The sequence below is a fragment of the Brevibacterium linens ATCC 9172 genome (assembly GCF_900169165.1).
GTDB classification, from domain to species: Bacteria; Actinomycetota; Actinomycetes; order Actinomycetales; family Brevibacteriaceae; genus Brevibacterium; species Brevibacterium linens.
In genome coordinates this window covers 17,527-44,207 of the sequence record NZ_FXYY01000004.1, presented here as the reverse complement: position 1 = coordinate 44,207, position 26,681 = coordinate 17,527, and the positions used below count along the sequence as shown (strand labels likewise).

At 66.7% G+C, this 26,681-nt stretch carries 25 protein-coding genes and 1 pseudogene; 5 read left to right on the top strand and 21 right to left on the bottom strand.

Annotation, left to right across the window (positions count from 1 at the left end):
- Positions 1-41: 41 nt before the first annotated feature.
- From BLIN9172_RS04900 to BLIN9172_RS04880, 4 genes are all read right to left on the bottom strand, one after another.
- Positions 42-1,136 (bottom strand): DNA alkylation repair protein, encoded by a 1,095-nt coding sequence (locus tag BLIN9172_RS04900; RefSeq protein WP_101554059.1) that lies wholly within the window; start codon positions 1,134-1,136, stop codon positions 42-44.
- Positions 1,137-1,595: 459 nt separating this feature from the next.
- Positions 1,596-2,930: an MFS transporter gene (locus BLIN9172_RS04890; RefSeq protein ID WP_257904157.1), complete on the bottom strand. Its 1,335-nt coding sequence runs from the start codon at positions 2,928-2,930 to the stop codon at positions 1,596-1,598.
- 81 nt (positions 2,931-3,011) lie between these two features.
- Positions 3,012-3,671, bottom strand: coding sequence for a methionyl-tRNA formyltransferase (locus BLIN9172_RS04885; RefSeq protein WP_233429230.1), 660 nt, complete (start codon positions 3,669-3,671; stop codon positions 3,012-3,014).
- The gene (locus BLIN9172_RS04880) at positions 3,668-4,546 is read right to left on the bottom strand and encodes a ThiF family adenylyltransferase (protein ID WP_009882006.1); all 879 of its coding nucleotides are present in this window, start codon (positions 4,544-4,546) and stop codon (positions 3,668-3,670) included. Before BLIN9172_RS04880 ends, BLIN9172_RS04885 begins: the two co-directional genes overlap by 4 nt.
- 95 nt (positions 4,547-4,641) lie before the next feature.
- Between BLIN9172_RS04880 and BLIN9172_RS04875 the strand changes: the two genes are divergently transcribed.
- Positions 4,642-5,343 carry a helix-turn-helix domain-containing protein gene (locus BLIN9172_RS04875; protein WP_009882007.1) on the top strand — a complete coding sequence of 234 codons (702 nt, stop codon included), beginning with the start codon at positions 4,642-4,644 and terminating at the stop codon, positions 5,341-5,343.
- Positions 5,344-5,452: 109 nt separating this feature from the next.
- On the opposite strand, the gene BLIN9172_RS04870 is transcribed toward BLIN9172_RS04875, so the two are convergent.
- From BLIN9172_RS04870 to BLIN9172_RS04845, 6 genes are all read right to left on the bottom strand, one after another.
- Positions 5,453-6,937 (bottom strand): putative type IV secretion/conjugal transfer ATPase, encoded by a 1,485-nt coding sequence (locus BLIN9172_RS04870; RefSeq protein WP_009882008.1) that lies wholly within the window; start codon positions 6,935-6,937, stop codon positions 5,453-5,455.
- Entirely contained in the window at positions 6,934-7,788 is an 855-nt protein-coding gene (locus tag BLIN9172_RS04865) for a hypothetical protein (protein WP_009882009.1), read from the bottom strand. Before BLIN9172_RS04865 ends, BLIN9172_RS04870 begins: the two co-directional genes overlap by 4 nt.
- Before the next feature lie 79 nt (positions 7,789-7,867).
- Positions 7,868-9,334: a PrgI family protein gene (locus BLIN9172_RS04860; protein WP_009882010.1), complete on the bottom strand. Its 1,467-nt coding sequence runs from the start codon at positions 9,332-9,334 to the stop codon at positions 7,868-7,870.
- 6 nt (positions 9,335-9,340) lie between these two features.
- A complete protein-coding gene (locus BLIN9172_RS04855) occupies positions 9,341-10,831 on the bottom strand; it encodes a hypothetical protein (RefSeq protein WP_009882011.1) in 1,491 nt (496 codons plus the stop codon).
- A gap of 1 nt (position 10,832) precedes the next feature.
- A complete protein-coding gene (locus BLIN9172_RS04850; RefSeq protein WP_009882012.1) occupies positions 10,833-11,102 on the bottom strand; it encodes a DUF6112 family protein in 270 nt (89 codons plus the stop codon).
- A gap of 132 nt (positions 11,103-11,234) precedes the next feature.
- Positions 11,235-11,501, bottom strand: coding sequence for a DUF6112 family protein (locus BLIN9172_RS04845; protein WP_025388076.1), 267 nt, complete (start codon positions 11,499-11,501; stop codon positions 11,235-11,237).
- A 291-nt stretch (positions 11,502-11,792) separates the two neighbouring features.
- Between BLIN9172_RS04845 and BLIN9172_RS04840 the strand changes: the two genes are divergently transcribed.
- The 4 genes from BLIN9172_RS04840 to BLIN9172_RS04825 all read left to right on the top strand — a co-directional run bounded on the left by BLIN9172_RS04840 (position 11,793) and on the right by BLIN9172_RS04825 (position 14,268).
- Positions 11,793-12,251 carry a lipocalin-like domain-containing protein gene (locus BLIN9172_RS04840; protein ID WP_009882014.1) on the top strand — a complete coding sequence of 153 codons (459 nt, stop codon included), beginning with the start codon at positions 11,793-11,795 and terminating at the stop codon, positions 12,249-12,251.
- Positions 12,235-12,717: a winged helix-turn-helix transcriptional regulator gene (locus BLIN9172_RS04835; protein ID WP_009882015.1), complete on the top strand. Its 483-nt coding sequence runs from the start codon at positions 12,235-12,237 to the stop codon at positions 12,715-12,717. Before BLIN9172_RS04840 ends, BLIN9172_RS04835 begins: the two co-directional genes overlap by 17 nt.
- Before the next feature lie 71 nt (positions 12,718-12,788).
- Entirely contained in the window at positions 12,789-13,595 is an 807-nt protein-coding gene (locus tag BLIN9172_RS04830; protein ID WP_009882016.1) for a thioesterase family protein, read from the top strand.
- Positions 13,596-13,650: 55 nt separating this feature from the next.
- Positions 13,651-14,268 carry a cysteine hydrolase family protein gene (locus BLIN9172_RS04825; RefSeq protein WP_009882017.1) on the top strand — a complete coding sequence of 206 codons (618 nt, stop codon included), beginning with the start codon at positions 13,651-13,653 and terminating at the stop codon, positions 14,266-14,268.
- A 329-nt stretch (positions 14,269-14,597) separates the two neighbouring features.
- Here BLIN9172_RS04825 and BLIN9172_RS04820 read toward each other — a convergent pair.
- From BLIN9172_RS04820 to BLIN9172_RS04770, 11 genes and pseudogenes are all read right to left on the bottom strand, one after another.
- Positions 14,598-15,924, bottom strand: a pseudogene (locus BLIN9172_RS04820) (IS1380 family transposase).
- A gap of 141 nt (positions 15,925-16,065) precedes the next feature.
- Complete coding sequence (locus BLIN9172_RS04815; RefSeq protein ID WP_009882020.1) at positions 16,066-17,718, bottom strand: M23 family metallopeptidase; 1,653 nt, start codon at positions 17,716-17,718, stop codon at positions 16,066-16,068.
- Positions 17,719-17,734: 16 nt separating this feature from the next.
- Positions 17,735-18,469 (bottom strand): hypothetical protein, encoded by a 735-nt coding sequence (locus tag BLIN9172_RS04810; protein ID WP_009882021.1) that lies wholly within the window; start codon positions 18,467-18,469, stop codon positions 17,735-17,737.
- Positions 18,470-18,513: 44 nt separating this feature from the next.
- Positions 18,514-19,533: a ParB N-terminal domain-containing protein gene (locus BLIN9172_RS04805; protein WP_009882022.1), complete on the bottom strand. Its 1,020-nt coding sequence runs from the start codon at positions 19,531-19,533 to the stop codon at positions 18,514-18,516.
- Positions 19,533-20,396 carry a hypothetical protein gene (locus BLIN9172_RS04800; protein ID WP_009882023.1) on the bottom strand — a complete coding sequence of 288 codons (864 nt, stop codon included), beginning with the start codon at positions 20,394-20,396 and terminating at the stop codon, positions 19,533-19,535. Before BLIN9172_RS04800 ends, BLIN9172_RS04805 begins: the two co-directional genes overlap by 1 nt.
- Before the next feature lie 85 nt (positions 20,397-20,481).
- A complete protein-coding gene (locus BLIN9172_RS04795; protein ID WP_009882024.1) occupies positions 20,482-20,988 on the bottom strand; it encodes a hypothetical protein in 507 nt (168 codons plus the stop codon).
- Positions 20,985-21,836 carry a DUF2637 domain-containing protein gene (locus BLIN9172_RS04790; RefSeq protein ID WP_009882025.1) on the bottom strand — a complete coding sequence of 284 codons (852 nt, stop codon included), beginning with the start codon at positions 21,834-21,836 and terminating at the stop codon, positions 20,985-20,987. Before BLIN9172_RS04790 ends, BLIN9172_RS04795 begins: the two co-directional genes overlap by 4 nt.
- Before the next feature lie 2 nt (positions 21,837-21,838).
- On the bottom strand, positions 21,839-22,771 hold the full coding sequence (locus BLIN9172_RS04785) for a bifunctional DNA primase/polymerase (protein ID WP_009882026.1): 933 nt from the start codon (positions 22,769-22,771) through the stop codon (positions 21,839-21,841).
- A 357-nt stretch (positions 22,772-23,128) separates the two neighbouring features.
- Positions 23,129-24,055 carry a helix-turn-helix transcriptional regulator gene (locus BLIN9172_RS04780; protein WP_009882027.1) on the bottom strand — a complete coding sequence of 309 codons (927 nt, stop codon included), beginning with the start codon at positions 24,053-24,055 and terminating at the stop codon, positions 23,129-23,131.
- Between the two features lie 178 nt (positions 24,056-24,233).
- On the bottom strand, positions 24,234-25,409 hold the full coding sequence (gene wecB / locus BLIN9172_RS04775; RefSeq protein WP_009882028.1) for a non-hydrolyzing UDP-N-acetylglucosamine 2-epimerase: 1,176 nt from the start codon (positions 25,407-25,409) through the stop codon (positions 24,234-24,236).
- Between the two features lie 48 nt (positions 25,410-25,457).
- Complete coding sequence (locus BLIN9172_RS04770) at positions 25,458-26,663, bottom strand: hypothetical protein (RefSeq protein WP_101554058.1); 1,206 nt, start codon at positions 26,661-26,663, stop codon at positions 25,458-25,460.
- Positions 26,664-26,681 lie beyond the last annotated feature (18 nt).

Here is a 26,681-nt window from a genome sequence, read left to right as displayed (position 1 = left end):
CACCACCGCTCTTCGACGAACTGGAACCAGCGGGTACGGGGTCAGGATGAGACCTCGTCTTCGGTGATCTCGATGATCGTTCCATCCAGGATGCGTCCGTTGACCTGCACCTCGATCCGGTGCGGGCCGGGATGGATCGTGCGCACCGAGACGTGCCCGAACCGGTGCTCGCGTGAGAAACGCGCCGGCTGGCCCGCCGGCAGATCGCGCACGGTCAGCTTGAACACCTTGCCCGACTTCGGGCCGCGAGCCCCCTGGTAGTGAATCACGTAGTCGATGGCCGCTCTCGTGGCTTCTTCGGCTTGCAGGGTGAAGCTGATCGTGACCGCATCGCCGATCGCGATGCTCGCCGGCGTGCAGGTGAAGTCAGTGATCTCGATCACCGCGTCCGGATCGAACCCGAGGATCTCCATCGCCTCTGGGCGCCCGCGCTTGATGAGCGTGCGCAGGCCATGACGCACTACGAAGTCACCCTGCGTGGTGCTGGCCGCCCACCGTCTGGCGGTCTCGAGGACGAGGTCGGGGTGGTCTTTGGCGATGTCGTTGAGATGGTTCGCCACCGACCGGCGCACATACAACGACTCGTCATCCACGAGAGCATCCAGCAGCTCCAATGTGGGTGTGGGATCGGCGATGAATCCGGCGAGGCGCCTGCCCCAGGGCAGCCGCGGACGGGTGCCCTCGGAGACGAGCCGGCGCACGTGCTCGTCCGGGTCACGCGTCCACGCCCGCAGGTACCCCATCGTGGTTTCGTACTGGGCGTCGATGAACGGGCGGATCGCGAACTCCGCCGTGTACCGGGAGGTCAAGGCCGCCAGTAGCGGCAGACCGATATCGGGTCGGTCCAGCATCGTCTGAGCAATGTAGGCGTTAACGGCCATCGATGCCCAGTCCTGGAGACCTCCGCGATCGAGGGCGCCGCGAATCATCCGGTCGGCGTCCTCGGGCGAGGGCAGCGTTGTTTTCGTGAGAGCGCAGGCGATCCAGTCCAGCCGGGCCATCAGCTCACGCTCATCGAGACCATCAATCGCGAGCTGTTCGAACGTTGCCCGCTCGAATGATGCCGAAGCACCAGCGAGTTCACTGCCGAGACGTTCGATGAGGCCCGGAGAGAGTTCCTCCTTGAAATCCGCCAATGCGCTTTACCTCTCTTTGGCACGGCCACAATTCCCCTGATGACTGCCGACTGGCCCTCGTTCTTGCGGCCCTCTGCTCGCTGGTTGGACGGGTCTACGGACGAGTGCTGCTCGTTCATGAGACCTCACCGCGCGCTATCGGCCCTAGTCTGCCGGAGAACCTCGCACGCGCGGCGGAGGCGCGCTTGACAGAGCACGCCAGGTTACAGGGAGACGAGGACGATGCTGATCAGAAGGGTTCGTGAAGCTTAGAACTGAGATCGTCTGACCGGGATGGGGTTCTCAAGTATCCGCGAAGCCCTTCACAATCTTCGCCGGACTTCCAGGTGCGGTTGCTTCGTCTGGGTTTCCGCATCTGAATCTTACGCCTCATGTTTGTTTTATCTATCGCGGCAAGATCCGCAGTCATTTCAAAGTGGCAATCAGCGTGTCCCGGCGTTGCCGGTGTGACTGCTCAGATCATCCAGTGGGCGTGTTCGACGCCTGCTCGCGAGTGGTCAGAAGGGCCAGCACCACCAGTGCGGCCGCCACAGCGAATACTGCGCTGGCCGTTGCGACTGCCTGGTGGAAGCCGGGGAGAAAACCGTTGGTGCCTGCGATCATGGCACCGAGCACCGCTATGCCGAAGATGCTCCCGGTCTGGCGGGCTGCGTTGATGACGCCACCGGCCACACCAGTGTGCGAGGGTGGAGCCGCCGCCACGGCAGCGGAAGTAGCGGCGGGCATGGTGAATGCCATACCGAATCCTGCGATGAAGGACAGGACAGCGATCAGCGGGTAGGGCGTAGTCGCGTTCAGAACGATCAGGCTTCCGAAACCCACTGTTCCGATGAGCAGTCCGATCAGCATCGTCGGGAATGGTCCGATACGGGCGGCAACACGCCCTCCCAATGGGGAGGCGATGACCGCACTGCAAGCTTGGGGTGCCAGTGCTAGACCGGCGATGAGCGGGTCGTATCCACGGTACGTCTGGAAGTACAGCGACAGCACGAACAACTGGCCGAAGAAGCTGACGTTGAGTGCGAAACCGACGAGGGCTGCGACCGTGAAGCGAGGTTTTCGGAACAGCACGATGGGCAGCATCGGATCGGGATGGCGACGCTCAACCCAGACGAACACGAGGACGAGGACAACGCCGAATAGGAGCAAGCCCAGCCGGACGGGGCTCCACCCCTGCTCACCTGAGGTGATGACAGAGTAGGTGATCGCCACGAGTGCGGCGATGGAGATCACCTGGCCAGCGGGATCGAGCCGCCGAGTTCGGTCATGCGCCGAGGCGCCGATGCTGCGCATCGTCAGCCAGCAGCCAAACGCGATGATCGGCACGTTGACCCAAAAAACCGCCTGCCAACCGATCGCGGAAACCAGTAGTCCGCCGAAGACTGGACCACAGGCGGAGGCAATACCGCCGGCTCCACCCCAGAGTCCAATGGCCTTCGAGCGTTCGGCCGGGTCCGGGTAGACCGTTGCCAGCAGCGCGAGCGATCCGGGTACGACTGCCGCAGCGCCGATGCCTTGGAGGGCCCGGGCGATGATGAGCGCTGGCCCGGTCGGCGCCAGAGCGCAGGCAATGGAGAGAACTCCGAAGGCGACGAGCCCGAGGATGTAGACCTTGCGCGCACCAATCCGGTCGCAGGCGGCACCGGCAGTCAGCAACAGTGCGGCGAACACGAGCGTGTAGGAGTCGACGACCCATTGCAGGGTCGCCACCTGCGTGTTCAAGGACGCCGCCATGTCGGGCAGTGCCACGTTGACGATGGTGGTGTCGAGCATGACGATGAAGAATCCCAGCACGACGGCCACCAGCGCACCGGTTTTTCGCTGTGTGTTCACTGTGCTCCTCTCTGCGCCGTTACGGTCCGGGTGTCTGCTGGGTCAGGCTGTGGTCAGTACGCGCTGGGGCGGCGCACCGTAGTAGGTCCGCAGACTTAGGTCTTGCGGCCAGGACCGGTACGTTCGTGCATGGAGTGTGGGCAACACCAGATCGAACAGCCGCCATGAGGCACCGAAGTGCGAGGCACGGACTTCATCAGGCGTCTCGTCCCCGCGCAGGCTCAGCAGCTGCTGAGCGATGAGAGGCCCGTCGTCGAGGCCCGCGCTCATGCGGATTGCCGAGACTCCTCCCTGGGCCTCGTGGTTCTGAGCCATCCAGTAATAAGGGGCCAGTCCTGCATAGCGTGGCAGCGGGCTCGGATGGAAATTGAGGATGTCCACAGCGGGCACGTCCCTCAGCTCGCGTCCGACCTGCAGTTGGTAGTTCGCCACGATGATGTAGTCCGGAGCCAGCGCGCGCATCGCCTCCACGATTTCGGAAGCATTGGGGTTCTCGGGCTGATACACGTCGACGCCGTTCTGGCGAGCCTCGGTAGCGACATCGACCTGCACGTCATCGTCGAGGTAGTAGTCGCAGAGAACGCCGGGCGCCCGTGTGACGACCGCTGCCAGGTTGCTTCGCTCGTCAGCGAGGAGACGGTGCAGAAACTCATAGCCGAACAGTGAGTTGGTCTCGGTGATGAGGACGAATCGTGTGTTCACTGTGCCCACCACGCCTTCTCCACCAGCTTCGCCCGCCACGTCAGGGTGTCGAAGAGGGCGTACCCAGGCTGCACGGGAAGCGGCACCCGGCCGGGCAGGTCCATGATCTCTTGGGCCAAGCGTTCGACAAGGACACCTTCGGCCAACGGGGGGCAGGCTCCGAAAATCGGCATGGTCTGGTTCTTCACAAACCATTCGTCCAGGGTCTTCTCCGACGGGAAGTCCTGGTACTCGGGCATGATCCGTTCCATCAGCCGCCGTGTGACCTCCGGCGTGAATTCGGCGTCCTCGGGAAGGTCATAGACCTCTTCGATCGGCATCGAGTCTTTCGTATAGGTGAAGATGATCGTCGAATGAGCCACTGTCGGGATCTTGAACATGAACTTGCACCGATCCGAGGCGCGGAACGCTCGATGCAGGGCATACCGGTTCTTGATCTGGAAGAATTCCATCTGGTCCATGACATAGTCGCACCCGTCCATGAATTCCTCGGCCGAGTCCGGAGTGATACCTTCAGGAAACACATCGATGTTGACATCGCCTGTGAGGTCGTAAACCTGCTCAGCGACCACTTCGGCCTTGTTCCGACCAATCGTGTCGCGTCCGGCACCGTACTGCCGCTGCACGTTCGTGAGATCGAAATGGTCGGGATCGGCCAGCTTCAGATTTAGTGCTCCCATGCGCACCAAACGGGCGGCAACTGCGCCACCGATGCCTCCGGTGCCAACGACCCCGATCACAGAGTCGCGGAGTCTTTCCTGCCTGGCGCGCTGCTCCTCGGTGGTGTCGCCGAGCCAGCCGAGGTTGCGATTGACCCTCTCCCAGTAGAAGTCGTCGTCGTAGGTGCCACGGTACTGCGGACGTCCCGTACTCATCATTCCTCCTCTGAATACGACAGATGCGATGGCATTGAGTCTTGTCCAGGAACTGTTCGGTGGTTGCCGAACAGACAGGGGCTCATACTGGAGGGATGGACACGCGCACGTTTCCCGAGGCTCTTCCGGATATCTCCCGGACCGCCGCCGCGCTGGCCGACGCTTCACGCGCAGCGATGTGCTCCGCTCTGATGGATGGGCGTGCATGGACGGTCGGCGAGCTGGCGAACTACTGTGGCCTCGCGCGTTCGACCGCCTCGGAACACGTGGACCTTCTCACCGAGCGGGGGCTCGTCCTCGACATCCGCCAAGGCCGGCATCGTTACGTCCGCCTTGCTGGTAGCGACATCGCCCGCGTCATTGAGAGTCTTGGTATCGTTGCGCAGTCGAAGTTCGACACCGCCCACAGTCTTCGGGCCTCCTCCGCCACCGACCGCGCCCGGGCTGGACGCACGTGCTATAAGCACCTCGCGGGTCGCCTCGGTGTCGCACTCGCAGAACAGCTTCACGATAGAGACTGCCTGAACGAAATGTGGGAGCCCACCGCCGCCGGTCGTGAGCTGCTGGCCGCGTGGGGGCTTCCGCACGCGCAGTCGGTGACTGCCACTCCATGCATGGACTCAACCGAGAGACGTTTCCACCTGGCCGGACCGCTCGGAAAAGAACTGTGCTCGGTATTCTTCGACAAGGGATGGATTGAACGTCTCGGTGCCACCCGAGCGGTGCGTTTAACCGATGCAGGCACGACAGCACTTGCGGACTCTGGTATTCGGCTGCTGACCGCTGTCGCATCCTGAGGCCCAGAGCATAACAACTACTATTTAGTCTCGATCGCGACGGTCCAAAGGTGTCGACTGCCTGTGGAAACCAAAGCGTCGGCGAAGCTTGTGGACCAGGACGGTGCTTTCAGACTTTCCCGGCCGCGCGAGCGCTGGTATCCCACAGATCCATCTCGGCGGGGTGGAGTTGGTGTTGCGTGACAAAGGATCTCGAGGCGATCTTCCACAGCCCCTGCCCAACACTCAGGGTCGGCAATAAGGACTCTTCGGTGCCGGTCAGGCCCAGGGCCTTGGCGGTGGAGCCGAGCTGGTCGGCTTCCTGCCGGTAGATCACGCGGGTCTCGGCGTTGGCCAGCAGGGAGGCCGCGATCGAACGCATCGCCGATCCTTGATCGCCGACGGCTTCCAGGTCCGAGATCCGGTGAAAGAGCATGAGGTTGGCGATCCCGTAATGGCGGGCCAGCCGCCAGTGCGAGTCCATCCGCCGCAGCAGCGGGGGGTGGCTCATCATCCGCCACGCCTCGTCATAGACGCACCACCGCTGACCGCCGCGCGGGTCCAACAGGGCCGCCTCCATCCAGGCCGACGAGCAGGTCATGAGCACGCTCATCAGCGTGTTGTTCTCCGTCACCCGGGACAGGTCCAGGCTGATCATCGGCAGCGTAGGGTCGAACATCTCGGTCGAGGGACCGTCGAAAAGTCCCGCGAGATCCCCGACCACGAGCCGACGCAGGGCATGGCCGGCGATCCTGCCGTCTTCGGTCAAACGTCCGTCGGCATCGTCGGAAGGGTTGAGGATGTGCTCGACGACCATCGGCAAGATCGGCGTGTCGTTCTCCCGCACCGTCGCGGCCAGGGCCGTGTCGATCGCGGTGTGCTCCAGCGGCGTCAGCGGCCGGGTCAGCACGGTCTCCGTCAGTGCTCCGATCAGGTCTCGGCGGCGGGAGGCGACCGTGGAGGACCACTCGGCATCGGTCATGCCGCTGGGCCGGTAGCCCTCATCAAGGGGATTGAGCCGACTCGGCAGCCCGTGGCCCAGCGCGATGGCGCGCCCGCCCACGGCTTGGGCGACCCGGGTGTGCTCACCCTTGGGATCACCGGGCACGTACACGCGCCGTCCGAACGGCAGACTTCTGGTGTAGAGGCTCTTGGCCAGGGCCGACTTGCCCGAGCCGACGATGCCGGCGACCACGACGTTCGGGGCGGTGATCACGCCGCGGGCGTAGAGCACCCACGGGTCATAGACAAAGCTGGCCCCCGAGTAGAGGTCCTGACCGATGAACACGCCTTCACTGCCCAGGCCCCCTTCGGCCAAGAAGGGATAGGCCGCGGCCAGGCTGGCGGTGGTGTCCTGATGCCGCGGCAACCGGAACCGGCCCGGGGTGCGCAGCGCTGCCGGCCCCGGCTCCCCGGAGGCCGGCAGGTACGCCCGGGCACGGCGTTCGGCGCGTTCGGCCTCGGCGCGTGCCTTCGCTGCGGCCATGTGCTGGCGGTTCTGCTTGGCCTGGATCGCGGTGGCCGCGGCCCGGCGAGCCTTGCGGGAGCGGCGCCGTTCAGAGGCAGGGGCGACCAGCACGGAGGTGTGCAGTCGCTCGTCGTCGTCCCGGCTCATCGTCCCAGCCCTCGGCTGTCCTTGACCGCGGCGACACCGGGGTGTTCGAACCATGAGCTGTCCCGGCGCGACGACTGCGTCGCCCCAGAAGACGGTGGAGCAGGGCTCTGCCCGGCAGGTGCCTGGCGCGGGGCCGGCTTGATCACCGGGCGCGGGAAGCCCGGCACATGACTGTGGTCCGGCACTGCGGGGGCGGCGGGTGTGTCGAGGGCGTCGTCCGGGTCCGGGGTGAAGGTCCGGTAGAGGCCGACGTGGCCGAGGTCGCGGTTGTAGACCATCATGTAGCCCTCACCGGAGGCGGTGTGGTCCAAGGCCCGTATCGGCGGGGTGGTGTAGACGTAGCCGTTGGTCAGAGCGGCGTCGGTGGTCTCGGCACCGGCGTCGAAGGCCTGCAGGTGATCGATCGCGGCGTCTTCGCCTTCGTCGTCGATGATCTCGATGACCTCATCGGCGTCCTGGCCTTGGAGGAAGACGACGTTTAGCCACTGCGGGTCCGGTTCCGGGGACGGCTGCCAGGCGATGAGGTGGGCGTGGGTGCCGGCCCGGTCCAGGCGAGCTTCGACGTCATCGATGAGGGTGACAGCCTCATCGAGCGCGTCGGCGGCGGCGAAGGCATGGGCCTCACCGGTCTTGAAGTCCCCGGCATCGGTGCTGGCCCGGTCGATGTAGTACACGTGCGTCTGCGCCAGGACCTCGAGGGTTTCGCGCAGGCGCCGGGTGGTGGCCAGCAGGTCCCCAACGATGCCGGGCATCGTCTCGGGACGGGAGATGGCGTGGATGGCGTGGGCCAGACCGCGTGTGGCCTCGGCGGTCTCGGCGGCATCACGGGCGGGATCGGAGTAGGTCGGCATGATCAGCTCTCCTGAGTCGAAGGTGGACGCTCCGGCTGCAGGGCGGGAGCGGAGATAGCACGGAGGTGCACGCGAAGGGTCAGACCCGACGGCACAGGGGCAGGGCCGCGGCGGTGAAGGCGCGGGCCTGTTGTCCGACCAGGCGGCGGGTCTCACAGGAGGCCTGGATCGCAGCTTGTTCGAGTGCGGCCAGGTCTCGGTCGAGGTCATCGAGGGTTTCGGCCGAGACGGAGATCAGGCCCGTGTAGCGCACGACGCCGTGGCCGGCGGTCAGATCGGCCTCTTGCTGGAGCACGTCCTGGAATTCGGCGCTGTGCCCGGCGTCTTCGATCTGCCCGATCCGGGCGCGCTGGGTCCGGTCGGAGATGTACTCGACCTTCTTCTTGCGGATATCTCTCGCGGCCTGATCGGTGCGCAGCGGGGTGCAGATCAACGAGAACGCCCGCTGGATACCGGTCGAGAGCAGCACAGGTGAGAGGAACCCGGGGTGGACCATCGCCCGGGGCCACTCGCTGATCCACAGCACCGCGTGGAACGCGGAGTCGGTGCGCAGGTGCCCCCACCGTTCAGTCACAGCGACCGGGCCGGCGGTGGCCAGGTCCTGGCCGATCTCGCCGTGGCGTTCCAGGGTCGCAGCGATGGCCGGGTCGTAGGCCGAGCGCAGGATCACCGCGATCTGGCCGGTGCTCAGCCAGTCGGTGAAGGACAGGTCGGCTGCCCGTAGCGCTGAGGCGAGGGTGGACATGTCCTGGCGGAGGATGTTCGCCGCCCCGCGCAGGCCGCCGCCGGCGGTGCGGATCTGGCGGGCGGCGTGCTTCATGTCCAGGCTCAGACTCAGCGTGGTCGCATGCCTCTCCCCGGCAGGGCCTGCCCGGTCGATGAGCTCGGCGTAGGTCGTCGCCGCCCACGAGCCGTCGTCGCTGCCGTGGGCGGACCACCATTCGGCCAGGCCCTGCCCGGAGTCGGGCAGGGTGCGCTCCAAGACTTGGAGCTGACTGATCCGGCCCGAGCGGCAGATCGTGGCCAGCACACGACCCCAGGATTCGACGCGGCGGTTCTGCTCGACCGGGTCCAGTAACACGAACGCCGGATGAGAGAGTTCGATCATCACCGTCAGCGTCGCGGCCGTGGGGTCGTGGATCATGCCGGCCCCGGTCTCGGGATCGGAATACTCCCGCAGTCGGGCGGCATCACCGGGCAGGGCAAGGGTGCCTGCCGGGCGGGGCATGACGATCCGGCGCCGGTAGATCAGCTGGCCCATGCTGGCCCGCCACACCCACCAGCCGGCGATCGGCACCCACTCCACCGCGGGGCGACCGCTGATGGGGATCCAGGTCATCGCCGCACCGAGGATCCAGATCGGTGATGTGAGCAGGAACAGCGCCCCGCCGCCGCCGTAGAAGGAGCCGACCAGGCTCACCCCGGCGATGCCGAGGGTGACCAGCTGGGAGGCCGAGAGCCCGAGCAGGATGCCCCGACGGGTCAGGCGGCTGAACTTCGCCGGGACCAGGGCGGTCCCGGACTCCGTGGAGGTTTCCGTGGACATGAGGGACTACTCCTTCCCACTCGTCGGGCCTGAGGGCTTCGGACCCTGCCGATTCGGGCCCTGCTTGGGCGCGGACGGTTTCGGTGAGGACGTGTCCGGCGGCGACTTCGGCACCGGCGAGGACGCCGGGGCGGCGTTCGGGGCCGGGGTATCGACCGGGGCCGGTGTCGAGGTCGTGGTGTCCTGGGAGGGCTTCTCGGCGCCCTCGGTTGCCGTCTCTGCCTGTCCGGCCAGGGCTTGGCCTGCTTCGGGGCCGGCGGTGGCGGCCTTCTTCGCGACCGCGGCACCAGCCACGACCGCTGCGGCCGGCCCGGCCGCAGCTGCGCCGGCCCCGGCACCCGCGCCCGCTCCAGCGCCCGCGCTGCCGGCTCCAGCACTTCCGGCCGAACCAGCACCCGCCGACCCCGCACTTGCACTGGAGGCACCGGAGCCACCGGTGCCACCGCCGGGACCAAGAGTGGCGGCCTGGCTCGAGCTGTTGCCGGACTTCTTCCCCCCGCCTCCGCCGTCGCCGCCTTTGTCGGACTTTCCGTCGAGGACCTTGTTCGGGCTGTTGCCCTGCGGCTTGCCCGGTGTCGGCATCGGCCGGTTCAGTGCCGATTTCGCTTCCTGCTCGGAGCCCATCGAGTTGTAGAGGTCGAAGCCGATGAAAGACAGGAATCTGTAGGTGAGATAGGGCGCGAACCCGGCGAGCGCCATGAGCACGATTCCGGCGAGAGGATCGGCGACCGAGGCCAGATCCGCCTCGATCGGTGCTGAGACCTGGGTGACGGCCACGAGCAGGATGATGACCAGGACGAGCTTGCTGAAGATCAACGCGAGGACGAACATCGACCATTTGCCGATCCAGCCGCGACTGGCATCCCAGGAGGCCCCGGCGAACGCGAACGGGGCCAGGACCACGGCGACCAGCAGCAGTGCTTTGCGGATGAGCAGGCTCAGCCACACGATCGCGGCCGCGGAGATCGCGAGGCCGCCGAGGAAGATCGAGATGATCGCGCCGACTCCCGGCGCGGTGATGTTCAGGGTGGCCAGCGCGGCGACCAGGCCGGTGATCTTCGCGCCCATCGACTCGGTGGTCTCGCCGGCGGCTTGGATGATGCCGATGCACAGCTGATCGACGATCTCGAGCAGTAGGGCGGTCAGGGTGAGCACGACGAAGGATCCGAGTACGCTCTTGGCCAGTCCGAAGGCTGCGCGGGAGAGCGCGCCGGGTTCTCGGCGGATCATCCCGGTGATCAGTTGCAGGCAGAAGAAGATCAGCATCACGAAGATCGCGATGCCGAAGATCAAGTTGAAGACCTCGACGTATTCGCCGCTGGTGACATCGACCAGGGTCGTGGTGTCGAAGATCTTCCAGACGGACTCGAACATCCATTCCGCGGCCGCGCCCATGCCCGCGGCCAGCCACTCGAATGGTGCTGATACGAGGCTGGCCGCGGCTTCCCCTGCGGTGTCGCAGACCGAGGAGAGGACAGGTACGTCGCAGAAGCCCATCTCAGATGCCCTGCCCGACGTCCCAGAAGAAGTTCACCAGGGTGACTGCGGCCCCCGACAGGACGGCTGCGGCACAGCTGATGAGGACACCGATTTTGCCCCTGCCCGCGAGGTTCGGGTTGCTCGAGTTGGAGCCGTACGCCCAGACAATCGCGGAGATAATCAGGGCGAGCACGGACAGGATCAGCGCCACGGTCATCACGGCGCCGACGATCTCGCGCAGCTGTTCGATGCCGGGGAGTCCGGAGTCATTGGGGTCAATGTTGATCACGACAGACGCTCCTTCATGCAGAGTCGTTGGGTGCTTGTCTGCGGCAAGGTGCACGGGCGTTGTCGTGGCATGAAGAAGCGCCCATCCGGTATCTGGATGGGCGCTCGGGTCGTTCGTGGAGTGGGGCGGGGATCAGAGCTGTTCGCCGAGGTTGACCAGCCAGTTCAGCCATCCGGTGGCCGCTCCAGCGAGGATCGCGCCGCCGAGGGAGACGAGCACGCCGATGCGGCCTTTGGCGGCGAGGCTGTAGTTGCCGGTGCTCGCAGCGATCGCCCAGATGATCGCGGAGACGAGGACCATGAGCACGGCGATGATCAGCGCGGCCATGAGCAAGGCACCGGCGACCTCCATGAGATCACCGATGCCGCTCATGCCCTCGAAATCGGGAAAAACATCCATGCCCCCAGGTGCACAGGCACCGGGTGGGGCGCCAGCCGCCGATTCGCGTCAACGTCGGGCACGGAGCATTACCTCGGTGGAAGCCCACGCACGTGAAACCGGGCATCGAATGCGACTGACCTGGTGGGTCGAGGGTTCACGGTGCGATCAAGAGACGAATGCATCTGATGTAACTTCGGACCTTTACCGGCAGGGTCGGATGATCGAAGTGCCCGAATGGCCTGCTCGCTTGGGTCCTCATGCCGTCCAGGTGGGTTGGCCGTCGCGTGCCATCGGATGTAGGCTTGCTTTATGCAAGCCAGTGAAGAATCAGTGAAGGACGCCGTCGTCGGCGTGTGGACGTTCGGCTCCTACGAGACGAAGGACATCGACGGTAGCGACGTGGCCTACCCGCTCGGGGAGCACGCGACCGGGATGATCATGTACACCGCTGACGGGTACATGTCGGTGCAGATTGGCGCCGCTGGCCGCCCGGCGTATGCGGACGGGGCCCTGCACGGCGGCACGGACGCTGAACGCGCCGCTGCCGCGGCCGGCTACCTCGCCTATACCGGCACTTACAGCGTGGACGTAGACGTGATCACCCATCACCCGGTCGCGAGCCTGTTCCCGAACTGGGAGGGCAGCGACGTGCCCCGCCGGGCCACGATCCAGAACGACACGTTGAGCCTGGACCTGCTGGAACCCATCCAGCAGGACGGCCAGGCCCGCACCGGAACGCTGAGGTGGCATCGTGCCTCTGCGCTCTGACTGGTCGCACGATGCCTGCTCGATCGCCCGCGGCGTCCAAGCCGTCGGTGACCCCTGGGTGCTGCTGATCCTGCGCGAACTGGTGAACGGACAGACACGGTTCGACGCCCTACGCGAAAGACTCGGTATCGCGGACAACACACTCGCAGCACGGTTGAAGTCCATGACCGAAGCCGGGCTCGTCACCCGGCATCCCTACCACGATGGGCGCCGCACCCGTTACGAGTACCAGCCCACCGAGGCCGCGAAGGACGCGCTGCCGATCCTGCACGCCTTCTCGCTGTGGGCCGGCAAGCACGCCACCGGCGATGCCGACCGGGAGATCGAGATCGTCTGCCGCGCCTGCGGTACCCACAGCACCATGGGTGAGAGGTGCAGCGCCTGCGGAAGTCAGCTCACCGTGGCGACCACGGCATGGATTCGCCCGTCGAGCACCGACCGCACACCGGTACCCCTGGCCGGATAGCCCCCGGAACACTTCCGCTCCCGGCCACCGCGCCCGCGGTGGTCCGAAGAAGCACCAGGAAAGGACACCCGATGCCCGCACCCGATACCGCCTCATTGCCCGCAGCATTCTACCTGCCACTCGCCGAGAACGAGTTCGACTCCACCGCGGCCACAATGAGCCCCTGGGACGAGTCGATGCAGCACGGCGGACCGCCGGCGGCGTTGCTGGCTCGCGCGGTCGAGCGGGTGCGCCCGGATGCGGGGATGCCGATCGGGCGGATCTCGATCGACATGCTCGGCCCGATCCCGCAGGGGCGTATTCGCACCGAAGCGCAGATCCTGCGGCCGGGCAAACGGATCGAGCTGGTCGAGGCCAAGCTGTGGGCAAACGAGAAGCTCGCGGTCACCGCGACCGCCTGGCGCCTCCGCGCCACCCCCGGCGCAACAACCGAGCAAGCACACACAGTGGAAGCCCCGGCGCTGCCGGAGGAGCAGGAGCAGGTCTACTTCCCCGGCGTGGATCCGGACTGGGGGTACGGGCGGGCCATCGAGTGGCGCTTCGTCGCAGGCTCCTACCAGGAGACGGGCCCGGCCAACGTCTGGGCCAGGCCCCGCATCCCGCTCGTCGCCGGCGAGGAGACCAGCCCCGTCCAACGGCTGGCGATCGTCGCGGACTCCGCCAACGGGCTCTCCGCCGAGCTCTCCCAGACCGAGTGGGCGTTCATCCCGCCGACCATGACACTCACCCTCGGCAGACAGCCCGGCACCGAGTGGGTCAACATCACCGCGCGCACGATCATCTCCGCAGATGGCCGCGGTGTGACCGACGGGGACCTCTACGATCAGGACGGATACCTCGGAGTCGTGAGCCAACCCCTGCTCGTCGCCGCCCGCTGACCCGACCGACGCGCATCACCGCGATACCGGCACCACTCATTACGAGGAGGACATCATGACCACGGCCTACGAGCCCGAGATCACCGCACTGCTGTGCGTGGACCTGTACAACGACTTCCTGACCGAGGGCGGCAAGCTCTACCCCTGGGTCAAGGACATCGCCGAGGCCAACGACATGCACGAGAACCTGCGCACGCTAGTGGCAGCCGCCCGGGAGAAGGGCATCACCGTCTACCACGTACCGCACCACCGGTGGGAGCCCGGCGACTACCAGGACTGGAAGTACCCCTCGCCCTATCAGCTCGGTGCTGCCGAGCGGCAGGCGTTCGCCAAGGACACCTGGGGCGGGACGTTCCACGACGACTTCCAGGTCCAGGACGGCGATGTCGTGGCCACCGAACACTGGGCCTCCAGCGGCTTCCCGAACACCGACCTGGAGCACAAGCTCAAGCGGTTCGGCAAGGAGAAGATCATCTGCGTGGGACTACTGGCGAATACGTGCTTGGAGGCCACGGCCAGGATCGGGATGGAACTGGGCTTCCATACGACCTTGGTCCGTGACGCGACTGCGGCCAGGTCCGAAGAGGCGCTGCACGCCGCGCTCAACATTGACGGGCCGACCTACGCGCACGAAGTGCTCACGACTGCTGAGGTAATCCACGCGCTGGGATAGGACCAGCACTTAGTGACGGCGTCCGTGTGCGGCGATACATTAGATGCACGATTCGTGCATTAGATGCGATCCGCCGCACGAAAGGCCAGGTCAGGAGTGCGTCGCAGGGTAGGCCCGGACCTAACGTGTTGCCGCAGATCGGCGCGATTCCGCCATGTATCAAGTGCATGAATCGTGCTTTAGCCTCGATCCACCGATGAACGCTGGAGTAGGTGTCGGGTCCGATTTCAGCTGAGGTCGCAGCCTCCGGGCAGGAATGATCGCCGGGCCTCGCTGCCCGGAGCGTTCCACTGATGGTCCTCAAGTCGCGCCGTTCGCCGGCTGGTCGGTCAGGCTGCAGCTTGCTGTGGTGGTCCGTTGATGGCGGTGAATAGGTTCGTCCAGGCGGTCTCCCACGGCCAATCCTGCGGCAGGTGCAGGGTGATCCGGCGGGCGGAGGTCGCGGTCCGGGCCGGGACGCTGATGAGTTTGCGCCGGATGGTGCCGGTGGTCGCCTTGGCCAGCCCGGCCCCGGCGATCGTGGCCGCGGCCCGGGTGAGGTTGAACGCGAGGACGGCCAGCACCAGCCAGGCGGCGTTGGCATTGAACTCCCCGGAGGGCAGGTGGGCCAGCGCGCTGTCCTTCAGATCGGCGTTGACCTGCTCGATCACGGCATGGGCGCGGTGGGTCTTGTCCGCGGTGACGGTGTCCAGGTCGCTGGTGGTGAAGAAGGCGTGGAACCGGTGGGTGTCGAACAGGGTCGGCTGGTCGAGGTCCTTCGGGTTGAGCTCGGGAATGCGGCGCACCACCAGGCGGCCGGGCACGCGTTGGCCCTTTCTCTTCGAGGTGAAGGCGGTGTAGTCGATCTCGGCGACCTCGGCGCTCGAGATCCAGGTGCCGGTGTCCTCGTCGTAGACCGCGTCGGTGTACTTGATGGTCTGCCAGGCACTGTCGTCGATGGCGGCGATGGCCTTCTTCACGGCCGGGTCCATCCTGACGGTGACGGACACCTCGGCCCCGCCGGCGATCGCGGCCTGCACGGCGGCGTGGCCGTAGTAGGCCGAGTCGGCCCTCATCAGGGTCCTTGCCCCGGCCATGCCGGCGAGGCGGCCGGTGGTGGCCAGTGCGTCGCCGATCAGCCGAGCCGGTGGTGTTGACGGTGGCCAGCTGCGCGTTGAGCCCGCGGACCCCCGAGTAGCCGTAGCTGGAGCCCTGCTTGGCGTGGCCGTGGACCTGGACGATGGTGTCATCGACGTCGACGTACACGTACTGGCCGGGCTCACGGACCAGCAGCGGAGCCTGGGCGCTCAACCCGGTCAGCACCCGGGAGGCGACCGCGTCGAGCTGGCGCACGTGGCCGAAGGCGAACTTACGCAGGAACGAGCCCAGCGTCGAGGGTGCGTACCGGCCGGTGAAGACCTTTCCGGTGCCGCCGTGGCGCAGCAGGGCCATGTCGTCGATCGAGTCGGCGCCGGCGACCATCCCGGCCACCAGGGAGGCCACCTTCGCCCCGGCGTTGGCGCCCTTGTCCGTGGGCACGCTCAGGTGCTGGTCGGCCAGCGCGTGTAGGCCGGCATCTGCGGCGAGCTTGACGGCCGGCACCAGGCCGGCTGCCGACACGAGATTCGGGTCATCGAAGGACACTGACGTGGCCGCCGAAGTATGAGAGAGTTGCACCTGCGAGATGCTCCTTGATCAATTGGAAAGTGAACTGTCGCAAGTTCCATTTTCCCTGATCACAGGGGCATTCTCGTGTTTAACGCGCCATCAAAACCACTACTCGATCGGTGGATCCAGGTTTAGATGCAACTTCCGAGATTATTCTTTCACCGTGATGTGGACGTGGTCGTAGTGTCCGCCTGTGATGTCCTCGGGACTGTGCATGCCCCCACCGTCGTAGTCGCGCCACCCGTCCTTGTCGCTGCCGACCGACCAGATCTTGCCCTGCCAGATCAGATACTCCACGCCCAGGTCCTCGGCATGGTCTTGCATCCAGTGCGTGAAGTCCCAGCCCGCCTCGAGCTGATCCGGCGTCGGCATCTGCCCGATCGGGTTGCCGAACGTGACATCGCAGGCCCGGCCCAACGGGTGCTCGGACTTCTGCCCGGGTCTGGGGGAATAACAGGCCCAGGAGGTGTCGGGGTAGGCCTTCAGCGCCTCGTCGTGGACGTGGAGCATGCGCGCGGTGATCTGCCCGTCGCTGGTGGGATCGTCGACCATCTGGCTGGGATCATCCCCGTCGAAGTCGCTGGGGTCTTCGCCTGTCCCGCCACCGTCGTCGGTCTCGCAGCCGTCCTCGCCGGGTTCTGGGTTGCCGCCTTCGGCCTCGGGGAGGTCTGCCGCGTCGTGATCGTTAAGCCAAGCGGCGGGGTCGGTGTAGTCGCCGTCTGGTCCGCCTTCGCGGACTTCGAAGTGCAGATGGGCTCCGGTGGACTGGCCGGAACTTCCGACGTCGGCGATGTGCTGCCCCGCCGTGATCTCATCGCCGACCTGGACGTGGATGCCGTCTTCCCACATGTGGATATAGGCCGTGGCCAGTCGCTGCCCGTCGACCTGGTGGTCGATGACGACGATCCCGCCGCCGGAGTCGGTGTACTGGGCCTCAGCCACAGTGCCATCAGCGGCGGCGAGGATCTCGGTACCGTCCTCGGCGGCGAAGTCACTGCCGGTGTGCAGGGTCTCTTCGCCGGTGATCGGGTGCGTGCGCGGGCCGAACGGGGAGGTCGCGACCCAGGTGTCCTCCGGGAGGGGGAAGACCACGCGGGAGGTCTCCGCGGCCGGCTGATCATCTTCTTCCCCGTCGCCGCTGCCGTCCTCTGAGGTCGACAGCTTGGTGAGGATGGCCTCGGCGACCGGCTCGTAGTTGGCGTAGCGGTCGGGGTAGGCGCTGACTTCGACGGCTTGGGCGGCTTCGCCCTTGCTCATCTCCTCCCACCCGTCGATATCCAGCAGGCCCCGCGGGGAACCGCCGTTGGGACCGTCCGGCCCGCCGTAGAACGCTTCAGCCTGGTAGTCGGGATCCATCAGCTCTTCGACCGATCCCCACCCGGATTGCGGGCGCATCTGGAACAGCCCCAGAGAGTCGTTGTCGGAGCCATTGCCGTCGTTGGGCATGTCGCCGGATTCGGGGTAGGAGCTGGTGTTCGACAGCTGCTTGAGCACGGATTCGGTCAGTGCCGCCATCAGGGCGATCTGGACCCCGTCGCGGGTGACGCCCTCGGTCTTCGAGCCGGTCTGGATGATCGTGGCCGCGTGCTCGAGCTGCTTCTTGCCCAGCGTGATCGTCTCGCCGTTGGCGGTCTCGGCGGTGAGCTCATCGGGGACATCACCAACATCGCCAACATCACCGTTCTCCCCGGGGGCTACGCATTGGGCGGAGGCGGCGGGGTTCATGATCAGGCCGACGCCGACCAGGGCGAACATCGGGCCCAGCAGAACCAGGACGGCCAGAGCGGCCACGGCTTTCTTCATCGCACGGCCTTTCGTCTCAGCGCAGGGGCGTATCCAGCGCCGAGAGCCGCATGAGGAAACAGGAGTCCTCTTGCCCCTCCGTGGAGGGCGCCACCGTGGCGGTGCTCTCCGGGGTGCTGGTGGCCTTCGGGCAGGTGAGGAAGAGGGTGAAGGTGACCGGGTGCTCGGAGGTGGCGGGGGCGTCGTTCCATGTGCCGTCGCGGTGCCGGGTGCCTTCGATGGTGATCGCGGTCGCGCCCTCGGGCAGTTGTCCCGGCTGGGCCTGGGCCAGGGCCTCGTCCCACTGCTCGGGGACGTAGGCCCGGTCGATGCTCAGATGCTGGCGGGTGGAATGCTTGCGCAGCTCGACCCAGGCCTCCCGGGTCGGGAGGTAGCCGGCGATGTCCGAGGCCAGTCCGGCTTGCTCGACGCCGCTGGGGTCGGCGACCTCCAGCACGGTGGCGGTGTAGTCCAGGGGCATCAACCCGCTGGTGGTGTCCCAGGTGAACAGTGCCTCGGCGGCACTGCGGGCGAAGTCCTCCGGGTCGGTCGAGGGGGCGATGCCGGGGATCTCGACCTCCGCCGGAGCCGGGGACGGTGCTGGAGTCTCGGTGCCTGGAGGGTCAGGCTGTGGTGCGGTGTGCTCCGGGTTGGCGGGGCCGATGATGATGCCGTAGACCCCGACCCCGGTGAAGATGAGCAGGATGATCGTGGCGATGGCCAGGGCGATGTGGCGGCGGCGCAGCCGCGGGGAGCCTTCAGTTCTCGTCATACCCCCAGGTGCACTCCGACCGTCGCCGGTCGGGCGGGGCGGGGTCAGAGGGCGCGCAGATGCCCTCGTCGCGCGCCCTCGTCGTGGGCGTCGCGGGCAGCGCGCAGGTCCCGGGCGAACTGGCTGGTTCCCTCCGCGGTGGCGAGGAAGCTCTCGATCTGTTCCTCGCTCAGCTCAGCGGCGAGCGCCTCGGCGTTGTAGTGGATCCACCAGTTCTCCAGCTCGGTCCAGGTGGCGTTGAACGCGCGCAGGGGCCAGCGGATGATCTTCGCCACCGGTTCCTCATGACTGGTCTCGGGCGGGTCTCCGGCGGGCTGATCCGGGGCGTCCTTGCTCCGGTGAGCGCGCGCGATCGCGTCGTCGGCCATGCTCTGCAGATCCGTGCCGCGCGCCGGCACCGCCTCGCGCTGCTGCAGGCCGCGGATGCGCTCGTAGGCGGGATGGACGGGGCCGCCGTCGTTGATCGCCTCCAGCTCCGCGGTGATCTGCTCTCGCAGCGCCGGTGGGGTCTCGGGGTCGGTGGCGAGCTGATGCAGGTAGGCGATCTTGTCCAGCGTGGTGTGGGAAGCACCGCCGGGGATCATCCCTGCGGCCTGTGCGCGTGCTTCACCTCGGGGAGTCCCCAACGGGTCCGCAAATTTTGCGGACCCGTTCCACCGGGGCTGATGTTCGGAACTGAACTGCGTTGCGGACTCACGTCGGCTGGCGTCTTCGGCCATGAGCGTCTTGAGCTCCCCGTACAGTGCGGCGGCCTCGACGGGGGTGAGGTCCTTGTGCTGGGTGTTCTCATCCTGTTCGGCCAGCAGGTGCCCGAGCCGGTCCGAGATGCTCGAGCGGACCCACACGTCCACCGTCCGCCAGCCCAGCTGCTTCACGGCCGCCAACCGGCGAGCGCCACAGACCAGGGTCCCGTCGGTGGTGATCGTCGGCGGCTGCAGCAGTCCGAGCTGGGCGATGGACGCGGCCAGGGCGTCGATGTCGCCGAGGTCGGTGCGGTGCCGGTGCCCGATCATGATCGAGGCAACGGCCCGCTGGAGTTGGATGTGTCCCTGTGCCTGTCCCATCAGCGATACCCTCCACGGCGCGGGGCGGCCAGGGAGAGGGTGAGCACGAGGTCTTCATCGCGCAGCAGTGCCCGCAGGGTCTCGCCGATGAGCAGCCGGTGCAGGATTCCGCGACCGGTGCTGGTCGCGGCATAGGCCGGGTGCGGGTGCCCCAGCAGCGCTTTGAGCAGAATCGACCAGGAGTCGGCTTCGATATCCAGCAGCGCTTGGGCGTGCTTGTCTCGGCGCAGCGCCTCGTAGGCGGTACGCCGGGTCCCGGCGCGGGCCAGTTCCTGGCAGACGTGCTCGACCGCGGCCCGAGCCAGCGCCGGCGGCCATTTCATCATGGTCACGAAGGCGATGGCGTCTTCGACCAGGCGGGTGGCGGTGGTGAAGGTGTCGTACTCGCGCCGCTGGTCGTCCTCGTCGTGATCGGCGGGGTCCTCGGTCGGGTCGGGGTCGGTGATGTGGAAGGCCTCGTGGTAGTCCGTCAGGGGGTTCTCACGGTCGGAGATCCGTTCGGGATCGTGGAAGGCGGACACGTGCGGGCGGCGAGCTTGATGGACTGAGCACAGCAGTCCTTGGGCGCGTTCTTCGGCGATGCAGGTGATCCGCACCGCGTGGGTGATCACACCCCACGGGTCCTTCGCGGTGCGCGCCGAGCGGGTGCGCATGACATCGAACGCCGCACTGGCGGCCTCCCAGGGGTCGAGGCCGTGCTTGCGCGCCAACGGCGTGTACTTGGCCGCGGCGTGTTCCATCAGATCTGCGGCCACGGGGTCCAAGCGCCAGGCGGCGGGTCCGGCCTCATGCAGGCGGACGAGCAGGGCGCGCAGGCCCTCGCTGGTCGTGAAGTCTTCGGGTTCGGACAAGGTCGTCATCATCGGTATTTCCTCCTGTACGTCAGGTGCACGTCGCTTTCGTGGGGGTCGCATCGGGTCGTGGCGTGGGCTCATGTGAGGTCACCGCCTAGTTCCGTGCGATGGCCGAGCGGGTGGCCGGTTCGCGGATATGGCCGTGGCCGAAGGCCTTCAGCGGTGGCAGCTTCTTCGCGGCAAACGCGCCGGCGCTCTTCCCGGCGGTGACCAGGCCGCGGTCGACCTTGCGGGCGAGGTGTTCCTGCAGGGCGATCCCGCGTCCTGCCATCGCGGCGGAGGACCGGGCGACCAGGTCGGTGGGCCTGACCCAGTCGACGCCGCGGCCCTGCGGGGCCTGGAGGCGCTGGTGCAGGCTCGCGCGGCGCTGCGCGGTCTTCTCGTGCTCGATCGCATCCGGAGCCCCCGTGCCCTCACGGCCGGTGATCCTCGCGGCGTCGTGATCGGGCTCGGCCTCGGGTTCAGGGGCGTCCCACCAAGGGTTCTGCTCTCCGGCAGGGTCCGGAGCGGGTGCGGTGTTCAGCGCATTCCATGGTTCGGGATCGGGCGGGGTGAAGCTGGTGTCCCAGTTCTGCGCGTCCTGGGCGGGATCGGAACTCATGATGTGCTCTCCTTCTCTGCGGCCTCCCCGGGTTCGGACGAGGCGGTAGTGGCGGTCTGGCGGGTGCGCCAGCGGCCGATGGTCGAGGGATGAACGTCCAGGCGCGCGGCGATGGCCTTGTTCGACCACCCGGCCTCCCACAGCCGCGCCGCCTCCGCCTTCCGTCCCGACCCCGCCGATTCGCTCGTGCGCGATGGGGCAGGAAGCTGCGTGGGACCGTCGTCGGATACGGCCTCGGTCGGTGTAGGCGAAGACTCGGCGGTCGGTTCCAGCGGGGTCGGTGAGGGCAGAGCCGACCGGGGCAGGTCCGCCACGGTCGAGGACGTCAGCGGCAACTCGTCACCGTCGCCGTCTGTCCGGTCCGGCACCGTTGCGAGCTCGGGGTCGACGGCATCGGTGCGCTCGGCCTTCTCCAGCCCGTCTACAGCGGATGAGCGATGGTGGTGGGCGGAGCGGATGAGGACCACAGTCAGATGCGTGGATGCCAGCAGCACCAGCGGCGGTACCGAAGCGATCACCGACGCCAGCAATCCCGGCACGGCTGCCTCCGCGGCCACCACAGCGTGCATCGCGTTCGCCGCCACCGAGACCAGAGCCCCAGCGATGAGCAGCCCCCACGGATACCAGGCCCCAGCCCGCCCATCGAGAGCCACCACAGCGATCGTGGCGACGACGATGAGCCCATCGACGAGCAGCGGCCACACCCACGCCTGCGAGCTGGCGATCCCTGAGCGTCGCGCCAGATCCGCCAGAGCGGTGAACGAGAGCCAGAACGCGCCCAGAGCGATCCCGATCGTCCCGCATGCGGCCGTGATCACCGACCATCCCCACCGTTCCGAGCTGCCCATGATCACATCACCCGATACACCGGCGGACGCGACGGCCCCGTACTCGCCGGGGAGAACGAGCGCTGCTGGTCGCCGACGGTGGTGCGTTGCCGTGCTCCGCTGCCGTGGACGTTGTGGTAGGCCGACTGCACCGTCCGGGAGATCTCCCGCTGGCCCAGCCCCGCCTGACCGGCGGCCGCACCGAGGACGTCGAGAGCCTCACCGGCAGGCATGCCGTTCTCCGCCAGCCGGCACGCGGCCTTGAACAAGCCCAGGTTCCGTTCGCCCTCGCGCAGGCTGGCCACCCGGTCAGCGAGCGCGGCGATATTCGGCGTCCGCCGAGTCCCGCGTGACTCGGGTGCAGGCACGGCAGGGCGGGGATCGAGGAAGTCCCGCAAGCCCTGGGCATCCACGGCGGTGGCCGGGCCGTTGTTGACTTGGTCCAGCCGGTAGTGGTGTTGCTGGCCGTCGATGTGGCGGTGTGAGGGCGGGACGATGATGTAGCCGCCGTCACCGCGGAAATCCACACCAGCCCGGGCCGCCTGCCACGACCGCTGCTGCGTCGCCGGTGTGGCCGGGTAGATCAGGTGGGCGCCGCCGGAGGGGGTGCGGGTGACGACTTCCCAGTGCCCGAGCTTCCCGGCGTCGTGGGCGCGGTTGATCGCGTCGTAGCCGTTGACCTTCTCGTGCAGGTCGACATCGACGACGACCACACCACTGGGATGGCCGGTCGGCAGGCCGATGTTGGCGTTGGGGATCTGGTCCCACCACGCCTGGACCTGGCTGAAATCTGTCGTGGCATCGTGGAACCCGCCGTGGGTCAGGGGGCGCTTGCCGTTCGGCGCGCAGGGGAAGACGGGTACTCCAGCCCGGGCGAACTCGCGTGCGGCTGCGCCTAAGGGCCAGGAGTCATCGAGGCGGAGGAGGACCGAGGAGACGGCACCGTGTTCGGCCATCACGACCACGCCCCTCGGGCGGTGCCTGTGGCAGGTGCGGTCCTGTCGTGATCGCGTGCTGTGTGATCAGGTCGTGGTTCGTGTCGGTTGTGCCGTGCGTGTCTCATCACCAGGTCTCCTCGTCGAGAGCCGGCTTCGGGGTGTGGAGCAGGCTCTACGTCCGGCAGGTGCGCGGAGAGGGTCCGGCGTGTCGAGACGGCCAGCACTCACGATCGGTGAGTAGGGTGGCCGCCAGGGCGCGACTCGCACCTGACGTATACACCGGGATAGCGGGAAGTTAGTCGAGCCGGAGCTGGACCTTAGGGATGACCCGTAAATCAGGATCAGAGATCGGAAGATCGGAACCAGAAGTGTCATCTATGGGTCTGCATGTCGCATGGCGCGATAGCGGCTAGGACTCATGCCGATAGCGTGACGGAACACTCGAGCGGCGTGACCCCGGCTGCTCCAGCCCACCTGCCGGAGGATCTGATCGATCGGGGCATCCGTGTCCCTGAGGAGCCGTGCCATTTTCTCGATGCGCAGCATGGTCAAGCACGCGTGCGGGGTCTTGCCGAACGCATCGGTGAAGACTTCGCTGAATCGCGAGGGCGATAGGTGAGTCGCGGCAGCGAGGTCCGCAAGCTTCCACTGCCGGTCGAGCTGATCTTTCATCATCTCTGCGGCCTGCCGGGCTTCAGCCCGCAGCGGGCAATACTTCCGATGGCGGGGTTCAGTGGGGCGTGTACTCGCTCGTTGAAGCGGCGAGGTCCGGACCGGCGAGAAGCGCACAAACGGCGCGATGATGTCCAGCACCAAGAACCACAGCGCTTGCATCCTTGGAGCACGACGGTTGAATCCGTGCGGATCCATGCTCAGTCTCACGAGCTCGTCAACCCAGGGCATGAGCAAACCGACACGGTCTTCGCCGAGACGCAGTATCTGTGTGGGATCGGTGTAGACCGTGTCGGCGAACTCCTTCGCATCGAGCCGATTCTGAATGACGCTGGCGTACTGCCAGTACAGCTGATCCAACGCGTACTCGGGATCAATGTAGATCGTGCTGGCCGTGATCTGCGGGTCGGGATCAATGCCGCACAGCACGTTCGTCCCCAAGAGCACAACATCACCGACGTTCACAGCGCGCTCGCCGAACTCGCTATACATGAACGCGGAACCATCGCGCACGATGATGAGCCTGATGCAGTCGTACGCGACCGGCGCGATAGGGCGATGGCACGCCCTCGTCCTCGCCAGGATTGGGGAGAACTCAAATCCTTCACCTGCACTAATGGGCTTCGGCATCTTCCTCGTCAGACCACTTTCCCTTGATGGGGTAGCGTTCCGTCGCAGACGCGCTTAATGCAAAAGGCTGAGGATTCTTCAGATACTTGCACCCTGGAATTGGGCAAAGAGTGCGAGGCGCGGGGTGATGTCGGTCGTTAGCCCCCATCACCCCGCACCTCGACTCACGCAGGGTGTCTTACGCCGTCAGCACAGGGCGTCGCAGTGTGGAACGGTGAGCCATTGCGTCCTTTCGGGCCTTCGGCACTTCCAGGAAGTCCGCGATGGCTTCGATCGAGCGGGCCGTGGCCTGTCCGTCCCCGTAGGGGTAGATCGCGTTGGCCATGGACGAGTACGCCTCCTCATCGTTGAGGAGCCGTTCGACTTCAGCGATGATCTGGGGGCGGGAGCGGCTGACCAGTCGAGCGGCGCCCGTGGCGAGGGACTCGTGACGTTCGGTGACGTCACGCAGGACCAGAGTGGGGATGCCCAGAGCGGGTCCTTCTTCCTCGGCGCCGGAGCTGTCGGAGACGATGATGTCGCTGCGCTGCAGCAGCTTGCAGAACGCTAGGTACGGCAGGGGCTCGACCAGGTCGATGTTGTCCCTGCCCTCCAGTGCGGGCACGATCACGTTCCGGACGGCGGGGTTGGGGTGGACCGGGATGACGATGCGCACGTCGTGCCGGTTGGCGATGTCGGCCAGGGCGTCCGCGATCTCCTGCATGGGTGCCCCGTGGCTGACGCGGTGATGGGCGGAGGCGACGATGACGCGGCGCGGATCATCGTCGAGGTCATCCAGCAGCGGGTCGCCGTACCCGGTAACGTTCTCCATGCCCCAGTGGAGGGCGTCGACGACAGTGTTGCCGGTGATCACGATGTTCTTCTCCGGCACGCCTTCGCGGATGAGGTTGGCGAAGTTCCCGTGGGTCGGTGCCAGGTGCAGCGCGGCCATCTGCGCGACGAGCTTGCGGTTGCCCTCCTCCGGGAAGGGCGAGGTCGCCACGCCGCTGCGCAGGCCTGCCTCGACGTGCACGATGGGCACCTCGGCCTGGAACGCGGCCAGGGCTCCGGCGAGGGTGGTGGCGGTGTCGCCATGGACGAGCGCCACGTCGAGCCCGTCAAGCGCCGAAGTCGCTGAGAAGCGGGCCAGGGCACGGTGAGTGACATCGGTCAGGGACTGGCCGGGTTCCATGATGTCGAAGTTCACATCGGGGGTGATCCCGAACTCGCCGAGCGTGTGCGTGAGCATCTCCCGGTGCTGGCCGGTGGAGATGACTCGCAGGTGGAAGCGGGAATCCTCGCGCAGTGCGTGGATGAGCGGGGCGAACTTCACGGCCTCAGGCCGGGTGCCGAGGATGATGCCGATGGTCTTCATGTCTGTTTCCTTCGTGTGCGTGTCCCGAAAATGGGGCGTCTCTGGGGTTCAGGGGTGGGTGTTGTTGGTGTGCAGGGTGATCTCGGCGCGGGGTGCGACGAAGTAGTGCTCGACGGAGTAGGAGATCGTCGCGAAGTCCATCGACCCGGTGCCGGTGAAATCAGCGGCGACGATGCGAGCCGTCGACTCCTCGCCGACCTTCCACTTCACGAAGATGCCGCGAGCGGCATCGATGGCCTTGTAGTAGACGGCGCCCTGCCAGGGCTGCGGGCCGCGCAGCCCGATGAGGAACTCGTCCTCCCCGTCGCCGTCGAAGTCGGCGCACATCACCGAGTGGCCGGGGCCTTCACCGTTCTCGTTGGGCTCTCCGTAGGTGTCGAGCAGGAACCGGTTCCAGGAACCGGGGCTGACGGGGTCCTTGACGTACACGGCAACGGTGTTGCCGTGGAAGGGCTCGAGGGTAGCCACGTAGGCGAGCGGGTCGTCTCCGATGCGGCCGCCGTCGACATCGCCGCTGCCGCGGAAAGTGGTCTGCTCGAACTGGCTGTGCTCGCCCTCGTCGGAGGCCATGAGAATCCCGTCGAGCCCGTTGGGGGCCAAGCCCGGCTTGCGGGCGACACCGTGGATCATGCGGAATTGGTTGTCGTTGACGACCTCCATGTCCCACTGCTCGGCGGTGTGGACGTCGTCGGGGGCGGTGAAGAGCACGATCGGGAGCACGGAGTGGACACTCTCGACGGCGACGATGGGGAAGCCCAGGATCTGGATCCGGTCGTGGCGGGTGAAGTGCCCCACGCGCAGGCGGTGCATGCCGATGGCGCGGCCGACGTGGTGGCGCTTCCAGCGTTCGCCGCGGCGCACCGCGTCGGGGCCAGGGTTCTCCAGCCAGTCAATCTTCCCGCCCTCGGGATCGGCGTGGTGGATGGTGCCGCCGGGGCCGTAGAGCTGATAGGAGATGACGTAGTCGTCGCCGTGCTCGCCGGTGATGTTGGCGAAGTCCGCGCCGACGGGCTCCTTGATCTTGTCCAGCAGGAGTCGCTTCTCCCAGGTCGGGTTCTCGTACCAGTAGAGCTCGCCGGCCTTGAGGCCGTGGCCGAAGAGGTCGGGCTTGCCATCGCCGGTGATGTCGGGGGCTTCGAGCCAGTAGCCGTCGCGCAGGAAGTCGGTAACGGTGCTCGAGGAGAACCACGGGATGGTGATGTCGGCGGCAGCGCGCTCAGGGGCTGCTGCGGGGGCGGGTGAGGTGAGAGACATGATGAGTGTTTCCTTTCG